Annotated in this window: 17 protein-coding genes; 7 read left to right on the top strand and 10 right to left on the bottom strand. The window is 66.4% G+C overall.

Annotated features, from left to right (window positions below; all coding sequences use genetic code 11):
- Positions 1–2: 2 nt before the first annotated feature.
- The gene (egtD, locus tag O3298_RS16680; protein WP_251351217.1) at positions 3–995 is read right to left on the bottom strand and encodes an L-histidine N(alpha)-methyltransferase; all 993 of its coding nucleotides are present in this window, start codon (positions 993–995) and stop codon (positions 3–5) included.
- Positions 996–1,317: 322 nt separating this feature from the next.
- Between egtD and O3298_RS16685 the strand changes: the two genes are divergently transcribed.
- From O3298_RS16685 to O3298_RS16695, 3 genes are all read left to right on the top strand, one after another.
- Positions 1,318–2,010: an ABC transporter ATP-binding protein gene (locus tag O3298_RS16685; protein WP_034757401.1), complete on the top strand. Its 693-nt coding sequence runs from the start codon at positions 1,318–1,320 to the stop codon at positions 2,008–2,010.
- A gap of 181 nt (positions 2,011–2,191) precedes the next feature.
- Positions 2,192–2,479: a hypothetical protein gene (locus O3298_RS16690; RefSeq protein WP_034786045.1), complete on the top strand. Its 288-nt coding sequence runs from the start codon at positions 2,192–2,194 to the stop codon at positions 2,477–2,479.
- Between the two features lie 261 nt (positions 2,480–2,740).
- Complete coding sequence (locus O3298_RS16695; RefSeq protein ID WP_305060036.1) at positions 2,741–8,218, top strand: CHAT domain-containing protein; 5,478 nt, start codon at positions 2,741–2,743, stop codon at positions 8,216–8,218.
- On the opposite strand, the gene O3298_RS16700 is transcribed toward O3298_RS16695, so the two are convergent.
- Entirely contained in the window at positions 8,151–8,912 is a 762-nt protein-coding gene (locus tag O3298_RS16700; protein ID WP_099664512.1) for a GNAT family N-acetyltransferase, read from the bottom strand. The two genes, O3298_RS16695 and O3298_RS16700, sit on opposite strands and share 68 nt — an antisense overlap.
- 145 nt (positions 8,913–9,057) lie before the next feature.
- On the opposite strand from O3298_RS16700, the gene O3298_RS16705 reads away from it, so the two are divergent.
- The gene (locus tag O3298_RS16705; protein ID WP_305060037.1) at positions 9,058–11,382 is read left to right on the top strand and encodes an FdhF/YdeP family oxidoreductase; all 2,325 of its coding nucleotides are present in this window, start codon (positions 9,058–9,060) and stop codon (positions 11,380–11,382) included.
- On the opposite strand, the gene fdhD is transcribed toward O3298_RS16705, so the two are convergent.
- From fdhD to O3298_RS16725, 4 genes are all read right to left on the bottom strand, one after another.
- Complete coding sequence (gene fdhD / locus O3298_RS16710; RefSeq protein ID WP_305060038.1) at positions 11,358–12,185, bottom strand: formate dehydrogenase accessory sulfurtransferase FdhD; 828 nt, start codon at positions 12,183–12,185, stop codon at positions 11,358–11,360. The two genes, O3298_RS16705 and fdhD, sit on opposite strands and share 25 nt — an antisense overlap.
- A 67-nt stretch (positions 12,186–12,252) precedes the next feature.
- A complete protein-coding gene (locus O3298_RS16715) occupies positions 12,253–12,945 on the bottom strand; it encodes a hypothetical protein (protein ID WP_369811600.1) in 693 nt (230 codons plus the stop codon).
- A gap of 93 nt (positions 12,946–13,038) precedes the next feature.
- On the bottom strand, positions 13,039–14,496 hold the full coding sequence (locus O3298_RS16720) for a Ppx/GppA phosphatase family protein (protein WP_305057184.1): 1,458 nt from the start codon (positions 14,494–14,496) through the stop codon (positions 13,039–13,041).
- A 164-nt stretch (positions 14,497–14,660) separates the two neighbouring features.
- A complete protein-coding gene (locus O3298_RS16725; RefSeq protein ID WP_289915765.1) occupies positions 14,661–15,743 on the bottom strand; it encodes a calcium:proton antiporter in 1,083 nt (360 codons plus the stop codon).
- 295 nt (positions 15,744–16,038) lie between these two features.
- Between O3298_RS16725 and O3298_RS16730 the strand changes: the two genes are divergently transcribed.
- Positions 16,039–16,368 (top strand): hypothetical protein, encoded by a 330-nt coding sequence (locus tag O3298_RS16730; RefSeq protein ID WP_251351213.1) that lies wholly within the window; start codon positions 16,039–16,041, stop codon positions 16,366–16,368.
- Between the two features lie 6 nt (positions 16,369–16,374).
- Here the strand turns inward: O3298_RS16730 and O3298_RS16735 are convergent, their stop codons facing one another.
- Both O3298_RS16735 and O3298_RS16740 read right to left on the bottom strand, forming a co-directional pair.
- Positions 16,375–17,526, bottom strand: coding sequence for a diguanylate cyclase (locus O3298_RS16735; RefSeq protein ID WP_305060039.1), 1,152 nt, complete (start codon positions 17,524–17,526; stop codon positions 16,375–16,377).
- Positions 17,527–17,563: 37 nt separating this feature from the next.
- Complete coding sequence (locus tag O3298_RS16740; protein ID WP_034757372.1) at positions 17,564–17,839, bottom strand: hypothetical protein; 276 nt, start codon at positions 17,837–17,839, stop codon at positions 17,564–17,566.
- A 154-nt stretch (positions 17,840–17,993) separates the two neighbouring features.
- Here O3298_RS16740 and O3298_RS16745 point away from each other — a divergent pair, with 154 nt between their 5' ends.
- A complete protein-coding gene (locus O3298_RS16745; RefSeq protein ID WP_289915774.1) occupies positions 17,994–18,764 on the top strand; it encodes a transferase spermidine synthase in 771 nt (256 codons plus the stop codon).
- 154 nt (positions 18,765–18,918) lie between these two features.
- On the top strand, positions 18,919–21,798 hold the full coding sequence (locus tag O3298_RS16750; RefSeq protein ID WP_305060040.1) for an EAL domain-containing protein: 2,880 nt from the start codon (positions 18,919–18,921) through the stop codon (positions 21,796–21,798).
- Here O3298_RS16750 and O3298_RS16755 read toward each other — a convergent pair.
- Entirely contained in the window at positions 21,788–22,036 is a 249-nt protein-coding gene (locus O3298_RS16755) for a hypothetical protein (protein WP_251351209.1), read from the bottom strand. The genes O3298_RS16750 and O3298_RS16755 overlap by 11 nt on opposite strands.
- A 9-nt stretch (positions 22,037–22,045) precedes the next feature.
- Positions 22,046–22,927, bottom strand: a complete 882-nt coding sequence (locus tag O3298_RS16760) for a LysR family transcriptional regulator (RefSeq protein WP_099664521.1) — start codon at positions 22,925–22,927, stop codon at positions 22,046–22,048.
- Between the last annotated feature and the right edge of the window lie 89 nt (positions 22,928–23,016).

Here is a 23,016-nt window from a genome sequence, read left to right on the forward strand (position 1 = left end):
TTTTAGTCTCGAATCACGCGTGCGTATATCACGGCAAACCACTGCTGCGGGTCCGTCCAGACTTGCACGGTGGAAAATCCTGCCTGCTCCAGCAAGCCGACGAAGGTGGCGCGCGTGTATTTGTAGCTGTCTTCCGTATGGATGCGCTCGCCTTTCGCGAAGCGCCGCTGGCCACCTTTCCAATGGACAACTTGTTCGCTGCGCGCTTCCAGGTGCATTTCGACGCGGCGCTCGTCGGCATTGAAAAAGCCGTGGTGCTGCCACGCGCGCACGTCGAAATCGGCGCCGATCAGCCCGTTCACGTGGCGCAGCATGTTCAGGTTGAAGGCGGCCGTGACGCCCAGCGCGTCGTCATAGGCGGCGTCGAGGATGGCGTCGTCCTTGATCAGGTCGACGCCGATCAGCAGGCCGCCATCGCCATCCGCATTCGCGCGCAGGCGGCGCAGGAAGGCGGTCGCTTGCTCTGGAGCAAAATTGCCGATCGACGAGCCGGGATAGAAGAACAGGCGCCGCGCCTCGCGCACGCTGTCGGGCAAGTCCAGGCGGCTGGAAAAATCCAGGCCCAGGCCCGTCATCTCGATGTGCGGAAAGCGCTGCTGCAGCCGGCTCAGCGATTCACTGAGGAAATCGTAGGAAATATCCACGGCCACGTACTGGGCCGGGTGCAGCAGCGGGAACAGGCTGGCGGCCTTGGCGCAATTGCCCGCGCCCAGGTCGATCAGGGTGCTGCCCGGCCCCACGGCATGCGCGATCTCGGCGCCGTGGCGGGCGAAGATGGCCGCTTCCGTGCGCGTCGGATAGTACTCGGGCAAGGCGCAGATGGCTTCGAACAGTTTCGAACCGAGCGCGTCGTACAGGTACTTGGGCGAGGTCCAGGCCTGGCGCGCCAGCAGGCCGCTGCTGATCTCGGCTATCGTGGCAGGAGTGGCGCTGGCCGCCGCGGCGTGGCTGGCGGGGCGGAAATCGGACTGCTGTTGCGCAAGTGGCATGGTCATGGGCTGGCGTCGTCAATGTTAGGTTCACTAGTTTCACGAAAGGCTTGCACGGTCGGCCACCGGGCGCGCCGCCCCTGCCGTAGTGCTTGGCGGGCGCCTTGCCGATGACTTTTTTCCATCATAACGGAATCCGCGCAAGCCAGCCGTGCGGCAGGTAACTTAGGGTCCATATCGGCGGCGTGCACGCAAAAGTGGTATTGCCAAGCAAAAAGCATAAGCCTGTCGTATACTACACATTGCCGGCCAAACAATCCGCGCCCCTTTGCAGTTCCCAGGCCCCCCTCTCCCCCGCGTGCCTCCCTTTACGATAGCCGTTAACACCATGCTCGAATTGCGCCATCTGTCGAAGTCCTATGCCAATGCCCGTCCCGTGCTGGCCAATATTTCCTGCCGTTTCAAGGCGGGGGAATTCATCGCCATCATGGGCGACTCGGGCGTGGGCAAGTCGACCTTGCTGAACCTGATCGCCGGCCTCGATACGCCCGACGCGGGTGCCGAAGCGCACCCTATCCTGGTGGACGGCATTGCCATGTCCAGCCTCGATGACGCCGCCGCCACCCGGCTGCGTCGCGCCCGCATGGGCTTTATTTTCCAGGCTTTCCACGTCTTGCCGCACCTGACCCTGCTGCAAAACGTGGCCCTGCCGCTGCTGCTCAACGGACTGCCCCAGGAGCGTGCCGCCAGCATGCTCGAGGCGGTCGGCCTGGGCGGACGCGGCGGCGACTTTCCGCAGCAATTGTCCGGCGGTGAAATGCAGCGCGTGGCCATTGCCCGCGCGCTCGTGCACAAGCCGGCGCTGGTGCTGGCCGACGAGCCTACCGGCAACCTCGACCCGGACACGGCACACAGCATCCTGCAATTGCTGCGCGCCGAAATCAAGGCCAACGGCAGTTGCGCGATCATGGTCACGCATTCGCTGGCCGCCGCCGAAATGGCGGACAGAACCATGATATTGACCAAAAGCGGACTACAAAATACAACAATCGTCAACCAAATTGATCAAACAATCAGTTAATTTAACTGACCATCTGTCACAAGTTTTGTTATCGTAGTATTATTGAAAACACTTGCCTGGTTATCAATGTTTTAACGCGAATGTTGTACTACGTCACCCAGACAGCCGTACTGCGATGACGAACTATAGCCGGGACCACCCAAAGTGGTCTCGTCCCTTGCATAACCTGAAGGAGGAGTAAATGAACGTTCGGCAAAAGAAGCTGGAAATGATTGAAGCGATGAACCGGGCGCGTGCGCTCGAACCATCGAGTTTTGTGCCCAACAAGCTGCTCGACACCCTGATCGAGAAGATGAACCTGAAAAATGATGCGGAACTGTGCCGTGTACTGGAAGTGCAGCCTCCCATCATCAGCAAGATTCGTCACGGCAAACTGTCGGTCGGTGCAACGATTTTATTGCGCATGCATGAAAAATCGGACATCACCATCCGCGAACTGAAGGAACTGTCCGCCACGCCAGTCCATTGAGTTACCCGCTGTTGTAATGCCATGCCAGGCACCCAGGTTCCCGGCGCCATGAACTTTTGCCATACAATTCGCGTAGTTCGTTCACCGCACCGCATCCGGACACGATAGCGAAGAGACCCAGCCCAAACCATGCTGACCGTTTCTCTGCCTTCCAGCGCCCTCCCAGCTTCTCCCCTGCATTTCCACTCAAACTTGATCTGACACAACACGCATGGTCCGCGCAGGCATCAAGGTCAGCTTTTAACCAGCGATCCCAACCGCATGTCCAGCGATCCCCTTGCGCCGCCCGTGCTGCGCCTGACGCTCACGCGCGATCCCCTCGCCAGCGCCGGCGACTGCCCCGCCGCGCCCGGCTGGCATAGCCAGACCCATGTGCTGTCCGGCGCGCGCGGCATCGGCAGTTGCCGCATCGCCCTCGATATCGGCCCGGACGACGTCGTGCAACTGCTGCTGTGCGACGGCAGTTCGCTGCTCGCCGGCAGCCTGGACCTGCCACGCTACCTGGGGCCGGCCACGCTGGCGCGCGACGGCGCGCCCGCCAGCATCGAAGTGGGACTGGCCTTGCGCCCGCAGGCGGCGCGCCCGCCGCCGGGCGCCAGCCGCGACGGCCTGGGCGCCTGGATGCTGCGCGCCGTGCGCGTGTACCGCTGCGGCGGCGCCGCCATGACGGCGCTGGCGGCGGCGGGCGCCTTCCAGGACCGCCAGCTGGAACAACGCCTGGGCCTGTACCGCTGCGGCATCGAGGCGGGCAGCATGACGGCCGTCGCCAGCCTGCCCGCCGGGCCGGAACCGCTGCTGCTGCTGTTGCACGGCACGGCTTCGTCGACCCAGCGCAGCTTTGCCGGCCTGTGGCGCAACGGCCTGGCGCCGCAACTGGCGGCGCAGTACGGCAACCGCATCTATGGCTATGAGCACCGCAGCCTCAGCGACAGCCCCATCGAGAACGCGCTGACCCTCGTGCGCCAGTTGCCGCACGGCGCCGTGCTGCACCTGCTGAGCCATTCGCGCGGCGGCCTGCTGGGCGAATTGCTGGCGCGGGCGCAGCGCATCGACAGCCGCGGCGCCGTCGACCTGGCAGGCGACGGCCTGGAGCGGCTGAGCGAAAACACGGTGGGCGGCGAAGCGTTCAACAGCCACGATATCGACCACTTCACGGCGCAAGCGCGGCTGGGCGGACGCGGCGGCTACGACGGGGATGCGGCGCGCCTGCGCGACTTGAGCATGGAGCTGAAGACGCGCGCCATCCGCATCGCCCGCTTCGTGCGCGTGGCTTGCCCGGCGCGCGGCACCACCTTGATGTCGGGCCGCCTCGACCGTTGGGCCAGCGCGATGTTCAACCTGCTGCTCCACGGCGGCCTGCCCGATGGCGCCATGGCTTTCCTGCTGGCCGTGGTGCAGCAGCGCTGCGACGCGCGCATCCTGCCGGGCCTGGAAGCGATGATGCCCGACTCGCCCCTGGTGGCGCTGCTCAATGCGCCCGACGTGCGCGTGGCCAGCCCGCTGCATGTGCTGGCCGGCGCGTGCAGCGGCGATGGCCTGCTGGGCTGGCTGGGCGACTGCCTCGACGACCAGCTGTATGGCGGGCAGAACGACCTGGTGGTCAATTGCGCCTCGATGGCCGGCGGCGCCACGCGCAGCACGCCCGTGCGGCAACTGCTGCTGCGCGGGCCGCACGCGCACCACCTCAACTATTTCGAGCGCGCGCCGTCCGGCCTGGCCGCCGTGCAGGCGCTCACCGGCGACGAGACCGCCTACCTGCCGCTGCCCGGCATCGAGCACGGCCCGCTGGCGCGCGGCGGCGAAGTGCCGAAACGGCGCGCGCAAGCGCCCATCGTGCTGCTGCTGCCCGACATCATGGGCAGCCACCTGCAAGTGGGCAGCAACCGCATCTGGTTCGACCCCGTCAACCTGGTCGAAGGGCGCATCGAACGCCTGGCCGTGGGCCAGCCGCACATCGTCAGCGCCGGCTGGGTCGAATCCTGCTATGAACCGTTTGCCCGCTTTCTCGCGCAAAGCCAGGAAGTGCGGCCCTTTGCCTATGACTGGCGCTTGTCGCTGCAGCACTCCGGCAACGCCTTCCTGCCCGTGCTCGACGAGGCCATGCGCGACGCCGAACAGCGCGGCCAGCCGCTGCGCATCGTTGCCCACGGCATGGGCGGGCTGGTGGCGCGCCTGGCCCTGAAAGACCGCTGGCAGCGCTTCAACGCCCTGCCCGGCAGCCGCCTGCTGCAGGTGGGCACGGCCAACCGCGGCACGCAGGCGATGGTGCAAGTGCTGCTGGGGCGCGACCGGCTGGTGCAGATGCTGGCGTGCTGGATAGGCTGGAAGCACACGCGGCGCCAGTTTCTCGGCTTCGTGCGCGCCTTTCCCGGCGTGCTGGACATGCTGCCGTGGCCGCAGCCGGGCGGTATCGATTATTTCGACGCCGGTGCGTGGGCACAGCTGGCCGCCGGCGACGCGCAGGCGGGCCTGCCCGGCGGCTGGCAGGCGCCCGAGGCCCAGGCGCTGGCCGCGGCGCGCGCCACCGTGGCCCTGCTGGAAGCGGCCCCGCCCGACGCCCGCCATTGCAGCTACCTGGCCGGCTGCGCCGACACGCCGGTGGCCCTGCGCCTGCGCGACGGCGGCATCGAGACAGCCTGGTCGCCGGACGGCGATGGCCGCACGGCCTGGCAAGGCGCGGTGCCGGACGGCGTGGCGGCCTGCTACCTGCCGGTGGCGCACGGCGACCTGCTGCTGCAAAAGGAATACTACCCTGCCATCGCGCAGTTGCTCGACAGCGGCCAGGCCGCAGCCCTGCCGCGGCACCCGCCGCACGCGCCTGGCGGCGCCCCGCCCCGCTTCCATCCGTACGCCCCCGACGCCACGCCGCTGTACCCGCAGCCGCAGGAATTGCTCGACGCCGCCCTCGGCGCCGCCTGCCCCGCCATCGCGCCGGAGAACCGCGCGCCGCAGCTGAGCCTATCCATCATCCACGGCAGCATGGCCTCGGCCGACGCGCCCGTCATGAGCGGCTGCTATGCCGCAGAATCGCTGCGCGGCAGCATGAGTTTTCTCGACCGCCTGCTGGCGGGCAAGCTGCAGGAAATCCACGCGCTGGGACGCTTTCCGCAGCGCCCCGACTCCGCCCTGGTGGTGCTGCAGCCCGATGCGGCGCGCCGGCCCGGCGGCGCCATCGTCATCGGCCTGGGCGCGTTGGGCGAGCTGACGCCGGGCGAACTGGCGCGCGCCTTTGCCGGCGGCCTGCTCGAATACGCGTGCGTCTGCCTGCAGGTGCGCGCCGCCGGCCATGCGGCCGCGCCGCCGATGGGAGAGCACGGCCTGCGCGTGGCCAGCCTGCTGTCCGGCTCCGGCTATGGCGGCTTGAGCATCGCCCTGTGCGCGCGGGCCCTGCTCGACGGCGCGCGCAGCGCCAACCGGCGCCTGGAAGACGCGGGCATGGCTTGCCGCATCGGCCATATCGCCATCTACGAACAGTCGGAGGCGCGCGCCATCGCCGCCGCCATGGCCATCGAGCAGATCATGGCCGAGGCGCGCTACCAGGGCAGCTTCACGTTCGAGCAGCGCATCCGCCACAGCCCCGGCGGCTACCGGCGCATCTTGCCCAGCCTGAGCGGCGACAATGGCTGGCGCCGCGTACAGATCGTCGCCGCCGACCTCTCCGGCGCCCTGCGCTTCACCGTGCTGACGGACCGCGCCCACAACAGCGTCGACGAGGAGCCGAACCAGCGGCAAGCCGTCGATGGCCTGATCATGGACGCCACCGACAACACCACCGACCAGCCGGGCCTGTCGCGCGCGCTGTACGAACTGATGCTGCCCAATGGCCTGAAGGCGGCCATCCCCGAGATGCGCGGCCTGATCCTGGCCGTCGACCAGAGCGCCGCCATCTATCCGTGGGAGCTGATGCGCGACGAGGCGGGCAGCGAGGAAAGCCCGCTGTCGACGCGCATCGGCATGGTGCGCCAGCTGGCCAGCCTGCGCGAGCAGCCATCGGCCGTCAGCCCGCCCAGCAACAGCGTGCTGGTGATCGGCGACACCGATTCCGGCCTGCCCGAGCTGCCCGCCGCGCAGGCCGAGGCGCAGGACGTGGCGCGCATGTTCGGCGCGTACGGCTACCAGGTGCGCGAGCTGCTGCGCCCGCAGGCGCAGCGCGTGCTGGTGCACCTGTTCGACGAGCGCTATTTCGCCATCCACCTGGCCGGCCACGGCGAAGTGGCCGGCCCCGGCATCGCCCATACGGGCCTGGTACTGGGACCGAAGACGCGGCTGACGGCGGCGCAGGTGGGCAAATTGAAGCGCGTGCCGCAATTCGTCTTCATCAATTGCTGCCACCTGGGCGACATGCGCCCGGACGCCATCGCGCCGTGGTCGAAACTGGCCGCCAGCCTGGCCACGGCCTTCATCGAAATGGGCTCGCAGGCGGTGATCGCGGCCGGCTGGCGCATCGACGACCAGGCGGCCAGCATCTTCGCGCACAGCTTTTATCACGCCATGCTGAGCGGCGAATATTTTGGCGACGCCGTGCGCCTGGCGCGCGAGGCGGCGTACCTGCAGTTCCCGGCGTCGAACACCTGGGGCGCCTACCAGGCGTATGGCGACGACCGCTACCGCTTTCCGAACACGCAGAGCCGGCCCTGGCAAGCGCCCGACTACCACTACCACGGCCACCTGCTGGCCGACCTGGAAACCCTGCACGCGCGCCTGGCGGGCGCCGATGCGGCGCGCCGCGCGGCCATCGAGGAAAAGCTGGGCAGCATCGAGGAAGCCGTGCGCGCCCGCTTCTTCGGCTGCGCCGACATCCGCGAAAACATGGCCGCCACGCGGGCCGGCCTCGGCGGCCTGGAGAACACCCTGCGCGCCATCGAACACTACCGCGCGGCGCACAGCGCGGCCGACGGCAAGGTGGGCTTGCGCGCGCTGGCGCACTGGGCGGAACTGGAAATACGCCAGGGCGCGGCCCTGTGCGGCCTCGATGCGGGCGCCGGCATCGAGGTGCCGGCCGTGCCGGATATGGCGCAGGGACGGCAGTTGCTGCAGGATGGAAAACAGCATATCGACCTGCTGGTGGCGCTGGCGCCCACGGCGCAGCGCCTGGCCCTGCTGGGCCGCTACTGGGCCTTGCAGGCGCGCCTGGCCGGCCGCGCAGGAAGCTCCGGCGCGCCCGCCCTGCACGCCATGACGGACGCCTGCCTGGCCGCGCTGGAAGAAGCGCGGCGGCGCAGCGGCGTGGCCGACTGCGACCTGATTTTCCAGGTGCTGGCGGGCGCCCTGCTGTTGAAAGCCCATGGCGACAGCGGCGCCTGGCGCGCGCTCGATCCGCAGCTGGGCGACCTGCTGCACGACGCCATCGCCTATGCGCGCCAGCGCCACGCGGACGAACACCGCGCCATCGACGCCGGCGCCCCCGTTCGCGCCGCCCTGCTGGCGGCCCTGTGGCAGGCGCCGGACGGCCAGCCTTTCGACGCCTCCGCGCGCACCGCTTTCCTGGCCCTGTACCTCGACGCCGTGCGGCGCCACGGCAGCATCGGCGAACCCGAGGCGATCACGGCGCCGCTGCGCTTCCTGCTCGAACTGCTGCCACCCGACGGCGCGGAGAGCGGCTTGCGCAGCGCCGTGCAGGCGCTGGCCAGCCAGCTGCAGGCGTCACTGCCCGGCATTCACCTCAATAGCCTTAGCCAGGCACCACGCCATAATGGCGCGCATAGCGCTCGTCCAGATTCGCCAGCGGCATCATCATGAACATGTCGGCGCTTTCGAAATCAGGATCCCACGCCGGTTCGCCGCAAATCCAGGCGCCCGAACGCAGATAGCCCTTGATCAGCGGCGGCACCTGCGGCTTGTGCGCCGCTTCCACCTGGTGGATGGGGAAAGGCAGGTGCGGCGTGACGCGGTATTCGCTTGGAGCCATGTGCTTTTCGGCCAGCGCCTGGTACACGGCGACGGCGTTATGGCCGCCATCGGCCAGGCTGATGCTGGCGCAGCCGACCAGGTAGTCGCAGCGCTCGCGGCGCATGTACTCGGCCAGGCCGGACCACAGCAGCATGATCACGCTGCCGCCCCGGTATTTCGGGTGAATGCAGGCGCGGCCCGCTTCGACCATGCGTCCGCGCAGGTTCTTCAGGCGGCTCAGGTCAAATTCGTTTTCCGAATACAGCCGGCCGATCTTGGCGGCCTTGGCGGCGCTCAGCACGCGGTAGGTGCCTACCACTTTCAGGGTATCGGCGTCGCGCACGATCAGATGATCGCAGTGCGCGTCGAATTCGTCGCTGTCGAGGCCATCGGCGTTGGCCAGCGACGTCAAGCCCATGGTCTCGATAAACACCTTGTAACGCAAACGCTGGACTTCGCGCAATTCCGCCGCGGTCGTGGCCTGACTCAGCACCAGTTGGACCGGCCGGGCCTTGGCTTCGTTTGATGCGACTATGTTCTGCATGGTTTCATCCCCTGTGATCAAGACGACTCCAGCGTACTTGTCTAATATGTCAGGAAAATGACAGCCGAATGTCATTTCCATGACGCAAGTCAATGTCATCCGGGGATCGTGCATAATTACCACACTCGCCCAGCCGAAAGAGCCCATGAAGGACCAGGACGCACCGCACATCACGCCCTACACCAGGCCGGCCGCCGGCTGGGACGCCTTGAAACACGTGGCCATCAGCCTGCGCCAGGAGCGCGTCGCGCCCGGCAACCTGAAGGCGCTGCTGGCGCAAAACCAGCCAGACGGCTTCGATTGCCCCGGCTGCGCCTGGCCCGACCGCGACCACGCGTCCACGTTTGCCTTTTGCGAAAACGGCGCCAAGGCCGTCGCCGCCGAAGCGACCAGCCGCCGCGCCGGCCCGGAACTGTTCGCCAGCCATACCGTCACGCAGCTGCTGGCACAGTCGGACTACGCGCTCGAGCAGCACGGCCGTTTGACGGAGCCGATGGTGTACGACGCCGCCAGCGACCGCTACGTGCCGATCTCCTGGGATGACGCATGCGCCCTCGTGGCGCGCCACCTGCGCGCCCTGCCCGACCCGAACCAGGCCGCGTTCTATACGTCGGGCCGCGCCAGCAACGAGGCGGCCTTCCTGTACCAGCTGATGGCGCGCCTGTACGGCACCAACAACTTCCCCGACTGCTCCAACATGTGCCACGAGGCGACCAGCCGCGGCTTGCCGGCCACCGTGGGCATCGGCAAGGGCACGGTGACCCTGGCCGACTTCGAGCTGGCCGACACCATCCTCATCTTCGGCCAGAATCCCGCCACCAACCACCCGCGCATGCTGGGCGAATTGCGCGACTGCGCGCGCCGCGGCGGCAGCATCGTTTCCATCAATCCCCTGCGCGAGCGGGGCTTGCAGCGCTTCATGGACCCGCAAAGCGCGCTGGAAATGGCAACCCTGGGCAGCACGCGCCTGGCCGGCCTGTTCGTCCAGCCGACCCTGGGCGGCGACTTCGCCCTGATCAAGGCCGTCGCCAAGCGCGTCGTCGAACATGACGATGCGGCGCAGGCGGCCGGCACCCCTGCCGTCGTCGACCACGCCTTCATCGCTGAACACTGCAGCGGCTTCGACGCCTTCCGCGACGACTTGCGCATGGAAAGCTGGGAACTGCTGCTGCGGGAGTCCGGCGTGGCGCGCGCGCAGATCGAGGCATTGACGGACATCTTTGTCAAGGGCCAGCGCATCATCGCTACCTGGGGCATGGGCTTGACGCAGCACAAGCACAGTGTCGCGGCCATCCGCATGCTGTCGAACCTGATGATGCTACGCGGGCAGATCGGCAAGCCGGGCGCCGGCCTGTGCCCCGTGCGCGGCCACTCGAACGTGCAGGGCGACCGCACGGTGGGCATCGAGGAAAAGCCGACCAGGGCCTTCCTCGACCGCCTGGGCCAGGTGTATGGATTCGAGCCGCCGCGCGCGCATGGCCACGACGTGGTGGCCACCATCGAAGCCATGCAGCGCGGCGACGTCAAGGTATTCATCGCGCTGGGCGGCAATTTCGCCGCCGCCACGCCGGACACGCCGCTGACCTTTGCCGCCCTGCGCCAGTGCGCGCTGACGGTGCAGGTGGCCACCAAGCTCAATCGCAGCCACCTCGTCATCGGCAAGGAAGCCTTGCTGCTGCCCACCCTGGGGCGCACGGAAATCGACTCGCAGCACGGCGTGGCGCAGGGCGTGACGGTGGAAGACTCGATGAGCATGGTGCATATCTCGTACGGCCGCAATGCGCCCGCTTCACCGCAGCTGCGCTCGGAAGTGGCCATCGTGGCCGGCATGGCCGAAGCGACGCTGGGCAGCGCCCTGGTGGACTGGCGCGCCTATGCGGCCGACTATGCGCGCATCCGCGACGACATCGAAAAGGTGTTCGACGATTTTTATGACTACAACGCCAGGGTGGCGCAGCCGGGCGGCTTTCACCTGACGGTGGCTTCGCGCGAGCGCGTGTGGAAGACGGCCAGCGGCAAGGCCAGCTTCCTCGTCGCCCCCCTGGACCTCGATACGCCGCTGCACCGCGCGAAACAGCGCCATGGCGAGCGCCTGATGGTCCTGATGAGCACCCGCTCGCACGACCAGTACAACACCACCATCTACGGCATGGATGACCGCTACCGCGGCGTGTACGGCACGCGCAAGGTGGTCTTCGCCAACGAGGAAGATATCGCCATGCTGGGATTTGCCGATGGCGAGCTGGTGGACCTGATCGGCGCCTGGGACGATGGCGTGGCGCGCCGCGCCGACGGCTTCCGTCTCGTCGCCTACGACATCCCGCGCGGCTGCCTGGGCGCGTATTATCCGGAAACGAATGCGCTGGTGCCGCTGGCCAGCACGGCGGACGGCGCCGGCACGCCCACGTCGAAGTCCGTGCCAGTTTTGCTGGAGCGCAGTGGAGGCTACAAGGTGATGCCGGGCGTGTAATCGACGTACGCATCCTGGCGGCAGAAACCCACCAGCTTCATGCCCGCCTGCGTGGCGATGGAAATGGCCAGCGAACTGGGGGCGGAAATCGTCGCCAGCAGCGGAATCTGCATGCGCGCCGCCTTGCGCGCCAGCTCGTAGCTGCCGCGGCTGGACAGGAAGACGAAGCCGCGCCGCATGTCCGCCCCGCTCAGTGCCAAATGGCCGATCAGTTTATCCAGGCCATTGTGGCGGCCGACATCCTCGAAGACGTGCACGATATCGCCGTCGGGTGTGCACCACGCAGCCGCATGCACGCCGCCCGTTTCGCGCATCAACGCCTGGTGCGCGCGCAAGCCGGCGGAGGCACGCGCCAGGGCGGCCGGCAGGTCGACATGGATCAGGGCCGGCGGCAGCGCCTGCGGCTGCAAGTCCAGCATCTCGATGCTGTCGATGCCGCACACGCCGCAGCCCGTGCGGCCCGTCAGCTGGCGGCGCCGGTCCTTCAGGCGCACGAAATCCTCCTGGGCGATACTCAAAGCCACTTCGGCGGAGTCGGGACGCAGGAAAACTTCGCAATCGAAGATGGCGCCGGCGGAAGCGACCACGCCTTCCGTCAGCGCGAAGCCATAGGCAAACGCTTCCAGGTCGAGCGGGGTGGCCATCATGACGACGTGGGAAATGCCATTGAAGACCAGCGCGACGGGGACTTCCTCGGCGACGCGGTCGATGGCTGGGGTAGAGACGCCCGCCTGGTGGCGGACGATGGCGCGCTCGACGAAGCCGGCGCGTTCGATATCTGTATCTTCTGACATGGCAACCATGGGGGAACTATCACAGGCCCCATGGTAAACCAGAATGGACAGGCAGGGGCGGCCCCTGCCCGCGCCATCAATCCTTCTTCGGGCGGCCCGTTTTCAGCTGCGGCAGGCCAGCCAGCACGTTTTGCAGGGTCGCCAGGTCGATCTGGCTGATCAGCGCCACGCCGATGCGCAGCAATTCGCTTTTCTTGATCTCGAAACCGGCCTTCAAGCAGGCTTTCTTGACCTGGCCCAGGACTTCGTATTCCGCTTCCGGCATGGTGAAGCTGTCGCGCACCAGTTTCGGCTTGCGGGCTTTTTCCTTGACGGCGGCGACCTTGGCGACCGGCGCTTTTTTCGCTGGCGCAGGCTTGGCGGCCGCCTTGGCTACCGGTTTGGCGGCGGCTTTCGCGGCCGGCTTGACGACGGTCTTCACCGCAGGCTTGGCGACAGCTTTCACGGCTGGCTTGGCTGCCGGCTTGACGGCGGCTTTGACGACGGCTTTGGCTGCAGGCTTGGCAACGGCGGCCTTCGCTACCGGCTTGGCGGCTGGCGCCTTCGCCGCGGCTGGCTTGGCCGCCGCTGGTTTGGCTGCCGCTGGCTTGGCGACTGCCGGCTTGACGGCGGCTTTTGCCACAGGCTTGGCGGCTGGTTTCGCAGCTGGTTTAGCGGCGGGCTTGGCAGCCGGGGCGGCCTTGGCCGCTGCCGCATTGATCGAAGCGCTGGTAGGGAACATCGATACGGGCGCGCTGTCGGCTTTTTTCGCTGGGACGATTTTGGTCATGGATTTTCCAATCTAGTAATTAATATAAACAATATATACTGTTTTTTGAAATCTTGCTTGCTGCACATCAAGTCATGTGCACGACATGACCTCCTAGGCGCTGGCGCGGATGGTGAAATCGACCCCGACCTCATCCCAGAATTCCTGCTCCTTCTCGATCCAGAACGACACGGTGGGATGGTGCGCCACCCAGCCGCGCTTGATATCGAGTTCGATGCGGCTCTTCATGCGCAGGCGCAGTTCGCTGAAATCGGCTTCGATACGTGCATGCATGAGCAGGATCGACAGGCGCAGCGCCAGCACGGCCTTGGCAAAATCGGGGTCGGACAGCACTTCGCCGATCTTGCGCAAGTTGCCCTTCTGCGCCAGGATCAGCCGGCTCATGGTCTTCTGTTCGCGCGTGGTAAAACCGGGCAAATCCGCGTTCTCCACGATATACGATGCATGCTTGTGGTAGCCCGTCTGCGACACGGCCAGGCCCACCTCGTGCAGCAGGCTGCTCCAGCGTAGGGATTTCACCAGGGCGTCGGACGTGGGCTTGAGCTGCGCATACATGGCCAGCGCCTGCTCGGCCACCCGGCCGGCGCGCTGCTGGTCGATATGGAATTTCTCCATGCAGCCCTGCACCGACTGTTCGCGGCGGTCGCGCTTGGTCGAGCGCAGGTACAAATCCCACATCACGCCCATGCGCAGACCCGCCTCGATGGGCGTCATGGCGGGAATGGCCAGTTCGCGGAACAGGCCGATCAAGATGGCCAGGCCGCCGACGATGGTGCTGGCGCGGTCGGGGCGCAAGCCTGGCATGTCGATGCGACTGGTGTGACCGAGCTCGATGAAGCGGCGCGCCAGTGCGTCGAGGCTGGCGCTCGTCAGCAAGCCGTCGCCCAGCTTGTTGCGGGCGATGATGTCGGCGATGGTGCGGATGGTGCCGGAAGAGCCGTAGGCCGTCTTCCAGTGCTGCGGGCGGTACGGCGGCGCGGCATCCTCGAAATGGCTGCGTGCCGACAGGATGGCCGCCTCGAACGACGGCGCGTCGATGCGCCCGCCGATGAAGAACGACAGGCTTTGCTTGACGGTGCCCAGGCTGAAGGACTCGACGCGCTCGATATCGTTGCCGCGCCCCAGTATCAGTTCGGTCGAGCCGCCGCCGATATCCATCACCAGCCGGCGTTCGCCGGGAATGGCCAGCGCATTGGCCACGCCCATGTAGATCAAGCGCCCCTCTTCCTCGCCCGAGATGATCTCGATCGGATGGCCGATGGCTTGCTCGGCCAGCGGCAGGAAGACGGCGCCGTTGCGCGCCACGCGCATGGCCGACGTGGCCACCACGCGCACGGCATCGAGTTCGAAGCCGGCGAGGATGGCGCGAAAGCGCTGCAGGCAGGCCAGCGCGCCCTGCATGGCCGCCTCGGTCAGGTCGCCATTGGCATCCAGGCCGGCAGCCAGGCGTATCGGGTCGCGCACGCTCTTGACCACGCGGATCGTGTCGCCATCATGCTTGCCGACGTGTAAACGAAAACTGTTGGACCCCAGGTCCACCGCTGCATACATACTGGCCTCTTGTCTTGTCATTACTGTGCCAACTGAAAAAGTTGGCAAAATCAGTTACTAAACTATATAAATCATTTAAACGATTTAAAAATCCTACCACACTACCCTCATCGTATGACAGCGGCGTGACAGGATTGTGACAAAACGGCGGCCAGCCGTGGCGCTTACGGCACGATGGTGGTAAATAAATAAACGGCGAAAATCACCAGGTGCACCGTACCCTGCATGACCGTGGTGCGGCCCGTGCCCAGCGACAGGGTGGCCACCATCAGCGACAACAGCAGCAGCACCGTCGACTTGATATCGAGACCCAGGGTAATCGTCAGGCCCGTGGCCAGCGACACCACCACCACAGCCGGAATAGTCAGGCCGATGCTGGCCAGCGCGGAGCCGAGCGCCAGGTTCAAGCTCGTTTGCAGGCGATTCGCGCGCGCGGCGCGCACGGCGGCCAGGCCTTCGGGCAGCAGCACGATGGCGGCGATGACGATGCCGACCAGGGTTTTCGGCGCGCCCATGGCGGCAATCGCCGTCTCCAGCGCGGGCGCCAGCGACTTGGCCAGCAGCACCACGGCGCCCAGGCACACCAGCAGCGCGCCGGCGCTGACCCAGGCGACGGTGGCCGTGGGCGGCGCCGCATGCACCTCTTCATCGCCGACGGCTTCCTTGGGCAGGAAGTAATCGCGGTGGCGCACCGTCTGCACCAGCACGAAGGTGCCGTACAGGACCAGGGAAATGACGGCGATGAAGATCAGCTGGCTGGAATTGTAGAAGGGGCCGGCGGCGCTCGAGGTGTAGTTCGGCAGCACCAGGGTCAGAACGGCGATGGCCGCCAGGGTGGCCAGCGAAGCGCTCACGCCCAGCAGGCCGAAGCTCTGCTCGCGGTGGCGCCCGGCGCCCAGCAACAGGCAGATGCCGACGATGCCGTTCAGGATGATCATGATGGCGGCAAACACGGTATCGCGCGCCAGCCCCGTCGTTTCCGGTCCGCCGGCCAGCATCAGCGAGACGATCAACGCCACCTCGATCAGGGTCACGGCCAGCGCCAGCACCAGGGTGCCATACGGTTCGCCGATGCGGTGCGCCACCACTTCCGCGTGGTACACGGCGGCCAGCACGCTGCCGATCAGGCCAGCCACCAGCAGGATCTGGTAGGCGCCGCCGACATTGAAGGTGGAACCGAACAGGAACAGCCAGCCGGCAACGGGGGCGGCAAGCGGCCATACAGGCAGGGATTTGAGCATTTTCATTATGGGCCTGGCAAGAGTAAGAAAGAGGAACTGCGGTGCGGACGGCACAGGGCAGCCTGGCGTGCGCTCGATAGCATAACTTGCTTAGCTTAAATGAAAGTTAGGGAATGCACACGTTCGGGCAGCGGCGCCCCGCGCCTTGCTCACCGTTCGAGCGCCTTGCTGTGATGCACCTGCTTGCTACCAGTAACTATAGTCCCTTTGGTAACATGCCGTTGCAATTTTCTTGTGTTTTTGCTTCCGGCTGGCATCATAATGCAAGGCCCGCCCTCGCGGCACCGACCAAGGACAGACCATGATTTCCGTAAACAGCGCCGCCATGCGTGCATTCATCCTCGCGGGCAGCTTGCTGAGCGCCGCCGCACACGCGGACACACCGCCAGCGCAGGTCGACGCGAACTGGGCCACCGCGCCCGCGCCTGCCGCAGAGCCAAGGTGGCAAGACAGCCTGCCGCCCGCGCCGCCCGTGGAACCACGCGAAGAAAAGATCCTGCCCAAGAGCGAATGGCTGACCGTCGAACCGATGAAGGCGCCTGACCATCGCTGCGATCCCGGCCTCGATGCCTTGTTCTTGCCCAAGGAATGCGGCAAGGAACCCAGCTGGCTCGGCTCGCGCAAGAAGTAAGCGGGCTTACACGTCCAGCGTACTGGCGCCTTGCGCCTCGACGACCCTGTTGCGGCCCGCCTGCTTGGCCGCCTGCAACGCCTCGTCGGCCCGCTTGAACAGACTGACGGTGCTGTCTTCGGCACGGATGGTGGTCACGCCCAGGCTGGCCGTCAGTTGCAGCACGGCGCGCTCCGTCTTGACGGGCAATACTTCGACGGCGGCGCGGATGCGCTCGGCCACCATCAGCGCATCGGCCAGGGTCGTGCGCGGCAGCTGGATGGCGAATTCGGCGCCGCCCAGGCGGCCCATCAGGTCGCTGTCGCGCAGCTGCTGGCGGCAGGTATCGACGATGGTTTTCAGCACCGCGTCGCCCACCGGATGACCGTAGCTGTCGTTGACTCTTTTAAAGTGGTCGATATTGAGCACCACCAGCGCCGTCGGCAAGCCGGGCCGGCGCGCCAGTGCCATCCACGGCGCCAGCGCCTGGTAAAAGCCGCGCCGGTTCGGCACGCCCGTGGCCGCGTCGAGCACTTCCAGGCGCGCCAGTTCGCCGCCCAGCTTTTCACGCGACAGCAGCAGATAGCCGAAAGCGTTCGTCAGCATCATCAGGTACAGGGCGCCGAAGCCGGCCAGCTGCATCAATTCCGCATCGAAGCCCGGCACGGCGGCGGCCAGCACCCCGCGCGCGGCGATCAGCAGCGACAAAATACCCATGCTGACGACGAGGAAGCGGCGCAGCATGCTCGCCTCGCGCCATTTCAGGCACAAGGCCGCCACGCCGGCGAGGAAAAAGCCGGCCACGATCAGCGAACCGCCGGCGCTGCGCAGCAGCGGCGCCACGTCGAACAGATAGCAGGCGGCGAACAGCGCCACCGACAGCCCCAGCGCCGGCAGCACGGTGCCGCGCCAGCCGCTGCGCCCGGCCGCCTGCCACAGCGCGCCCGCATCGAGCGCCATGCCGGCAAACAGCAGGCTATTGCCCAGCAAGATGGAGAGAAAATCGGGCAGCACGCCGCGGAAATACAGCAGGCACCAGGCCACGGCCTGGCATTGCTTGGCCACCGCCCAGGTGGACATGCTGAGCGACTTCTTGCGCTCATACTCGAAGAAGAACAGGGCCGCGCACAGGCTCAGGTTGCCGAGCGCCAGGGCCAGTACCAGGGTCTTGATATCCATGGGTTACGCCGTCGCCGCGCAGGCGCGGCAGGCCAGGTCAGATTTCGTGTTCGACATTGGTGCTGCCGTCGCCGATCTTGCTGGCCCACGCCTGCACGAAATACTGCTTTTCCACCTCGCTGGGCGCTTCGTGCCAGAAGACGATGAGGGTGCCCTTGTGGTCGTGGATTTGCGCCACTTTCTCAATGAAGCCGACGTTGGCGGCCTGGTCGGCCAGCGCCGCCGCGTAGCCGTACACGCGCGTCAAGCGCTCGATGCGGTCGGGCTCCGTAAAACTGTTCGTCGCCGTAATGATGGGGTGATCCAAAAACATGCTTGTCTCCATGGTGCCCGACTGCGCGGCCGTGCCGCCGCGCGCCGATATACGCATGCTCGGCGCGGATTAATCGGGTATGCTCACGGGAGCTTATCAGATTTCTCTGAATGCAACAAAGCATCTCCCCCAGTCCACTCAGCGAAGTCGTCCCATGCCGGAAAACAGAAGCACCACCCCGCTTGCCCCGCAGGTGCATACCTGTGGCGACCGGCGCCGCCTGGAATTCCAGCCCGGCATGATCCAGAGCGAAATGCTGCTGTCGCGCCCCGACCATCTGCTGCTGCGCTATGCGCGCGCCATGATGTGCTTTACCCTGTTCGTGCCCCGTCCCCGCCACATCCTGATGGTGGGACTGGGCGGCGGTTCGCTGCTGAAATTCTGCCACCGCCACCTGCCCGACACCCGCATCACGGTGCTGGAACTGCGCGCCGACGTGATCGCCCTGCGCGAGCAATTCATGCTGCCGCCCGACGACGCGCGCCTGCGCATCATCGAGACGGACGCCGTCAGCTATATCCGCCAGCATCCGGGCTGCGCCGACGTGCTGCTGCTCGACGGCTATGACGAAACGGGCTTGCCGCCGGCACTGGGCAGCGCGCGCTTCTACGCGGACTGCCTGCGCGCCCTGCTGCCCGGCGGCGTATTGGTAGCCAACCTGTTCAGTTATGACGAGCACTACCCCGCCATGCTGGCGCGCCTGATGCTCACCTTCCGTGGCGCCGTGTGCCACTTCGACGGCATCGCCGGCAATAACCGCATCATCTTCGCCGCCAGGCCCGGGCAAGGCGCCGACGGCCGCGCCGTGCGCGTGGTGCGCCTGGTGCGCTGGCGCCGGGTATGCGGCCTGGCTTTCCTGAACCGCTGGCTGCCGGCATGGCAGTTGTGGCGCCTGCGCCGCCGGTCAGGCGCGGGCAGCGACTGAAAGTCGTCTTCCCCGGTCATAGATATTGTTGCTTATTGGCAGTAATTTGGTGCAAAATCCGCATGATGGATGTGGTTTATGACAAACTACCGCCTGCGTGGGGCCGGCAGGCGCCGCCGAACCCAAGTGTCCATGAAGTGAGATAGGAAAAACCATGCTGCGTGGCCGCCTGCCATTGTCGATTTCCGCCGCGGCCGCGCTGACCTTTGCCTGCGGCGTCAGCGTGACGGCCGTGCTGTTTGCCGCCATCAGCCAGCTCGAATACGACAAGATGGGCCTGAGCCTGCAGCAGCGCGCCGGCGCCAGGGTGGCCGCCATCGAGCAGGGGCTCGACGATGCGGTCGAGGTGCTGACGACAACAAACCAGCTGTTTGCCGCCGTCGTGCCCGTCACCCGGGAACAGTTCCACGACTTCACCACGCCGCTGCTGCAGCGCCATCCGTTCATCCAGGCCTTCAATTTCCACCGCATCGTGCCGCATGCGCAGCGCGCCGCCTTCGAGACGGAACTGCGGCGCATCGTGCCCGACTACGCCATGACGGAAATGCGCGACGGCGTCGTCGTGCCCGCGACGACGCGCGCCAGCTACCTGGTGGTCGACTACCTCGAACCCCTGCAGGGCAACCGCCCCGCCTTCGGCCTGAACGTCAGCCCGAGCGGCGTGCTGGCGCGCGCGCTGGAACAGGCGATCGTCAGCGGCCAGACCACCGCCACCGGCCTGCTGGCCCTGGCGCAAGGGCCGCAACGGGGCTTCGTCATCGTGCGCCCCGTGTACCGCCACGGCGTGCCCCTGCAAACGATACAGCAGCGGCGCGCGGCGCTGATCGGCGATACGGCGGTCATCGTGCGCGCCGGGGAACTGGTGCAGAAAATCCTCGCCGGCGCCGACCTGCTGGGCGACTCGCAGCTTGAACTCAGCGTCTACGCGGACGCCGGCGCCGACCCGCGCCAATTGATCTTCCGGCATGGCCAGGCGCCCGCCGACGAACCGGGCGGCGCCTGGGAATCGCTGCCCCGCTGGCTGCACTTTGCCTACCACAGCCATTACGACCGGGCCTTCGTTTCCGCCGGCCGGCCCTGGCATGTGCGCGTGGTGGCCCATCCGCGCCCCTTCCTGGCCGACCATCTGGGCTCCCTGTTCACCCTGATCACGGGTTTGCTATTCAGCGTACTGACGGCCGCCTTCGTGCAATCGCTGACGCAGCGCTCGCGCCGCGTGCAATTGCTGGTGGAGCAGCGCACGGCCGACCTGAAACGCAGCAATGAACTGCTCAGCGCCGACGTGCGGGCGCGCCAGCGCACGGAGCGCGCCTTGCAGGAAAGCGAAAAGCGCTTCCGCCGCCTGCTGGCCCTGTCCTCGGACTGGTACTGGGAACAGGACGCCAACTTCTGCTTCACCCACATCACCAGCGGTTTCACGGACAAATCGAACATGCCGCTGGAACGCTTCATCGGCATGACGCGCTGGGACAACAACCCGGAAATGCGCAATTCGCGCTGGGGCAAGCAGCACATCGCCAACCTGGAAGCCCACCTGCCCTTTTCCAACCTCGAATATGCGATGCACGACCGCGATGGCCAGCTGCGCTGGTTCAGCATCAATGGCGAGCCGCTGTTCAACGAGCTGGGCGACTTTCGCGGCTACCGGGGCACGGGGTCCGAAATCACGGAACGCAAGCTGGCCGAGCAGCAAATCCAGCACATCGCCCACCACGACGTGCTGACGGGCTTGCCCAACCGCGCCCTGCTGCGCGACCGCCTGGCGCAAGCGATGGCCCTGTCGCGCCGCAAGAACCGCGCATTATGGGTGCTGTTGATCGACCTGGACCGCTTCAAGTTCGTCAACGACAGCCTCGGTCACAAGGCCGGCGACCTGCTGCTGAAAACCATCGCCACGCGCTTGCAGTCCAGCCTGCGCGAAAGCGACACGGTGGCGCGCCTGTCGGGAGATGAATTCGTCGCCATCCTGTGCGAGCAGGCCGACGAAGTGCTCAGCGGCGCCATCGTGCAGCGCGTGATGGATGCCGTGGCGCAGCCGGTATTGCTGGACGGCAAGGAATTCTTCGTCACCTGCAGCATCGGCGTGGCCGTCTACGACATGTCGCGCTACGACGCGCCCGGCGACGTGACCCTGAATGGCGAGACGCAGAACCTGATCGAGCAGGCCGACATCGCCATGTACTGCGCCAAGAAACAGGGCCGCAACAACATCAAGTTCTACACGACGGCCATGAACCAGGCCACCCTGGAGCGTCTGCGCATCGAGACGGCGCTGCGCAACGCCCTGGAACGCGAGCAGTTCGTGCTGCATTACCAGCCGCAGGTGGACCTTGCCAGCGGACGCATCGTCGGCGTGGAAGCGCTGCTGCGCTGGCAGCATCCGGACCTGGGCATGGTGGCGCCGCAGCGCTTCATCGCGCTGGCCGAGGATACGGGCCTGATCGTGCCGATCGGCGCCTGGGTCATGCGCGAAGCGTGCGCGCAGGTGAAACGCTGGCATGCGGCGGGACTGGACACCTTGCGCCTGGCCGTGAACCTGTCGGCGCGCCAGTTCAACGAGCCGAACCTGGTCGCGTCGATCGCCGACGTGCTGCTGGAAACGGGCTTGCCGCCCGCCTGCCTGGAACTGGAACTGACGGAGAGCCTGTTCATGCACGATGTGGCGCTGGCCGTCAGCCAACTGCACGACATGAAGGCGCTCGGGGTGCAGCTGTCGATCGACGACTTCGGCACCGGCTATTCCAGCTTCGCCTACCTGCGCACCTTCCCCATCGACGTGCTGAAGATCGACCGCAGTTTCGTCGGCGACGTGGCGCGCGACGCGGACGACGCGGCCATCGTCGTCTCCATCATCGCCCTGGCGCACAATTTGAAGCTGCGCGTGGTGGCCGAAGGCGTGGAAACGGCGGAGCAGCTCGATTACCTGCGCCGCCATGGCTGCGACGAGGCGCAGGGCTATTATTTCAGCCGGCCGCTGCCCGCCTATGAAGTGGAAGCCCTGCTGCGGGCGGAAGAATCGCACGTCATGCTGTAGGCGACGGCGGCACCCTTGCCCCGAGTTCGAGCTCGTCCCAGTCGTCGTCCAGGCCGGATTGCGCCAGCAGGGAAGCCACATCCGTGGCATGCGCCGGATCAATGTCCTGCTCCGGATGCGGCCACACGAAATCGCATTCCGTGCAGACGATCACCTGCTGGCCCGTCTGGCGGACCGTGGCGTGCACCAGGTCGCCATATTCGTCGCAGGTGGGGCATTGCATGCCATGTGCGCTCATGTCCGGGCCTTACAGTTTCTGTTGCAGGAATTCGAGGAAGCAGCTGATGCGCTGCGCCAGTTGCGTGTTGCGGTAGTAGACGGCGTGGATCTGCTGGCGGTAGCCCGTGTAAAACGGTTGCAGCACCCGCACCAGCCGGCCGGCCGCGATGTCGTCCTTCGTCATGAAGTCGGACAGGCAGACGATGCCCTGGTCGTGCAACGCCAGCTGGCGCAGGGTTTCGCCGCTGGACGCGGCCAGCGCCGGCACGATCTGCAGGCTGTTGCCCGCTTCGTGGCGCAGCGGCCAGTTATTCCCCAGCTCATATTGCGCAAAACCCAGCAGCGCATGGCCGGACAGCGCTTCCGGCGTGGCGGGTTCGCCGTGACGCGCCAGGTAGGCGGGCGTGGCCAGCACGTGCAGCGGGCTGGCACTGAGCGGGCGCGCATGCAGGGTCGAATCGACCAGCGCGCCGATGCGGATGGCGATATCGGTGCGGTGTTCGAGCAGGTCGGCGATCTGGTCGTTGCTGGTCAGCTCCAGGCGGATGTCCGGGTACATGGCGCGAAACTCGGCCACGTGGGGCACCACGCAATGGAGCATGAAGGGCGAGGCGGCATCGACGGACAGCCGCCCGGCCGGCTTCTGGCGGCGGATGCGGATCGACTCTTCCACGTCTTCCATCGACGCGAGGATGGCGCGCGCCTTGTCCAGGAACAGCTGTCCCTCTTCCGTCAACTCCATGCGGCGCGTGGTACGCGTCAGCAGCGACGTGGCCAGCTTGTCTTCCAGGCGCGACAGGGCGCGGCTGACGCCCGATGTGGTTTGTCCCAGGTGCACGGCGGCCGCGCTCAGGGTGCCGCTGTCGATGACGGTGACGAAGATTTTCAGGTCGTCCGAATTGATATCCATTGTTGCCTTATTATTGCCGCATTGTTGCGCTATTTTCACATATCGCGCCATTATAATGGAATCATGGCAACAGTGATGGCAAGGGATAA

The sequence above is a fragment of the Janthinobacterium sp. SUN137 genome, from assembly GCF_030587265.1.
GTDB classification, from domain to species: domain Bacteria; phylum Pseudomonadota; class Gammaproteobacteria; order Burkholderiales; family Burkholderiaceae_D; genus Janthinobacterium; species Janthinobacterium kumbetense.

Excerpts from the sequence above, each read along its gene's own strand:
- fdhD (WP_305060038.1), bottom strand. The coding sequence starts at position 12,185 with ATGGTTGCCATGTCAGAAGATACAGATATCGAACGCGCCGGCTTCGTC.
- O3298_RS16720 (WP_305057184.1), bottom strand. The coding sequence starts at position 14,496 with ATGTATGCAGCGGTGGACCTGGGGTCCAACAGTTTTCGTTTACACGTC.
- O3298_RS16740 (WP_034757372.1), bottom strand. The coding sequence starts at position 17,839 with ATGTTTTTGGATCACCCCATCATTACGGCGACGAACAGTTTTACGGAG.
- O3298_RS16725 (WP_289915765.1), bottom strand. The coding sequence starts at position 15,743 with ATGAAAATGCTCAAATCCCTGCCTGTATGGCCGCTTGCCGCCCCCGTT.
- O3298_RS16735 (WP_305060039.1), bottom strand. The coding sequence starts at position 17,526 with ATGGATATCAAGACCCTGGTACTGGCCCTGGCGCTCGGCAACCTGAGC.
- egtD (WP_251351217.1), bottom strand. The coding sequence starts at position 995 with ATGACCATGCCACTTGCGCAACAGCAGTCCGATTTCCGCCCCGCCAGC.
- O3298_RS16715 (WP_369811600.1), bottom strand. The coding sequence starts at position 12,945 with ATGACCAAAATCGTCCCAGCGAAAAAAGCCGACAGCGCGCCCGTATCG.
- O3298_RS16695 (WP_305060036.1), top strand. The coding sequence starts at position 2,741 with ATGTCCAGCGATCCCCTTGCGCCGCCCGTGCTGCGCCTGACGCTCACG.
- O3298_RS16700 (WP_099664512.1), bottom strand. The coding sequence starts at position 8,912 with ATGCAGAACATAGTCGCATCAAACGAAGCCAAGGCCCGGCCGGTCCAA.
- O3298_RS16760 (WP_099664521.1), bottom strand. The coding sequence starts at position 22,927 with ATGGATATCAATTCGGACGACCTGAAAATCTTCGTCACCGTCATCGAC.
- O3298_RS16690 (WP_034786045.1), top strand. The coding sequence starts at position 2,192 with ATGAACGTTCGGCAAAAGAAGCTGGAAATGATTGAAGCGATGAACCGG.
- O3298_RS16745 (WP_289915774.1), top strand. The coding sequence starts at position 17,994 with ATGCCGGAAAACAGAAGCACCACCCCGCTTGCCCCGCAGGTGCATACC.
- O3298_RS16755 (WP_251351209.1), bottom strand. The coding sequence starts at position 22,036 with ATGAGCGCACATGGCATGCAATGCCCCACCTGCGACGAATATGGCGAC.
- O3298_RS16750 (WP_305060040.1), top strand. The coding sequence starts at position 18,919 with ATGCTGCGTGGCCGCCTGCCATTGTCGATTTCCGCCGCGGCCGCGCTG.
- O3298_RS16685 (WP_034757401.1), top strand. The coding sequence starts at position 1,318 with ATGCTCGAATTGCGCCATCTGTCGAAGTCCTATGCCAATGCCCGTCCC.
- O3298_RS16705 (WP_305060037.1), top strand. The coding sequence starts at position 9,058 with ATGAAGGACCAGGACGCACCGCACATCACGCCCTACACCAGGCCGGCC.
- O3298_RS16730 (WP_251351213.1), top strand. The coding sequence starts at position 16,039 with ATGATTTCCGTAAACAGCGCCGCCATGCGTGCATTCATCCTCGCGGGC.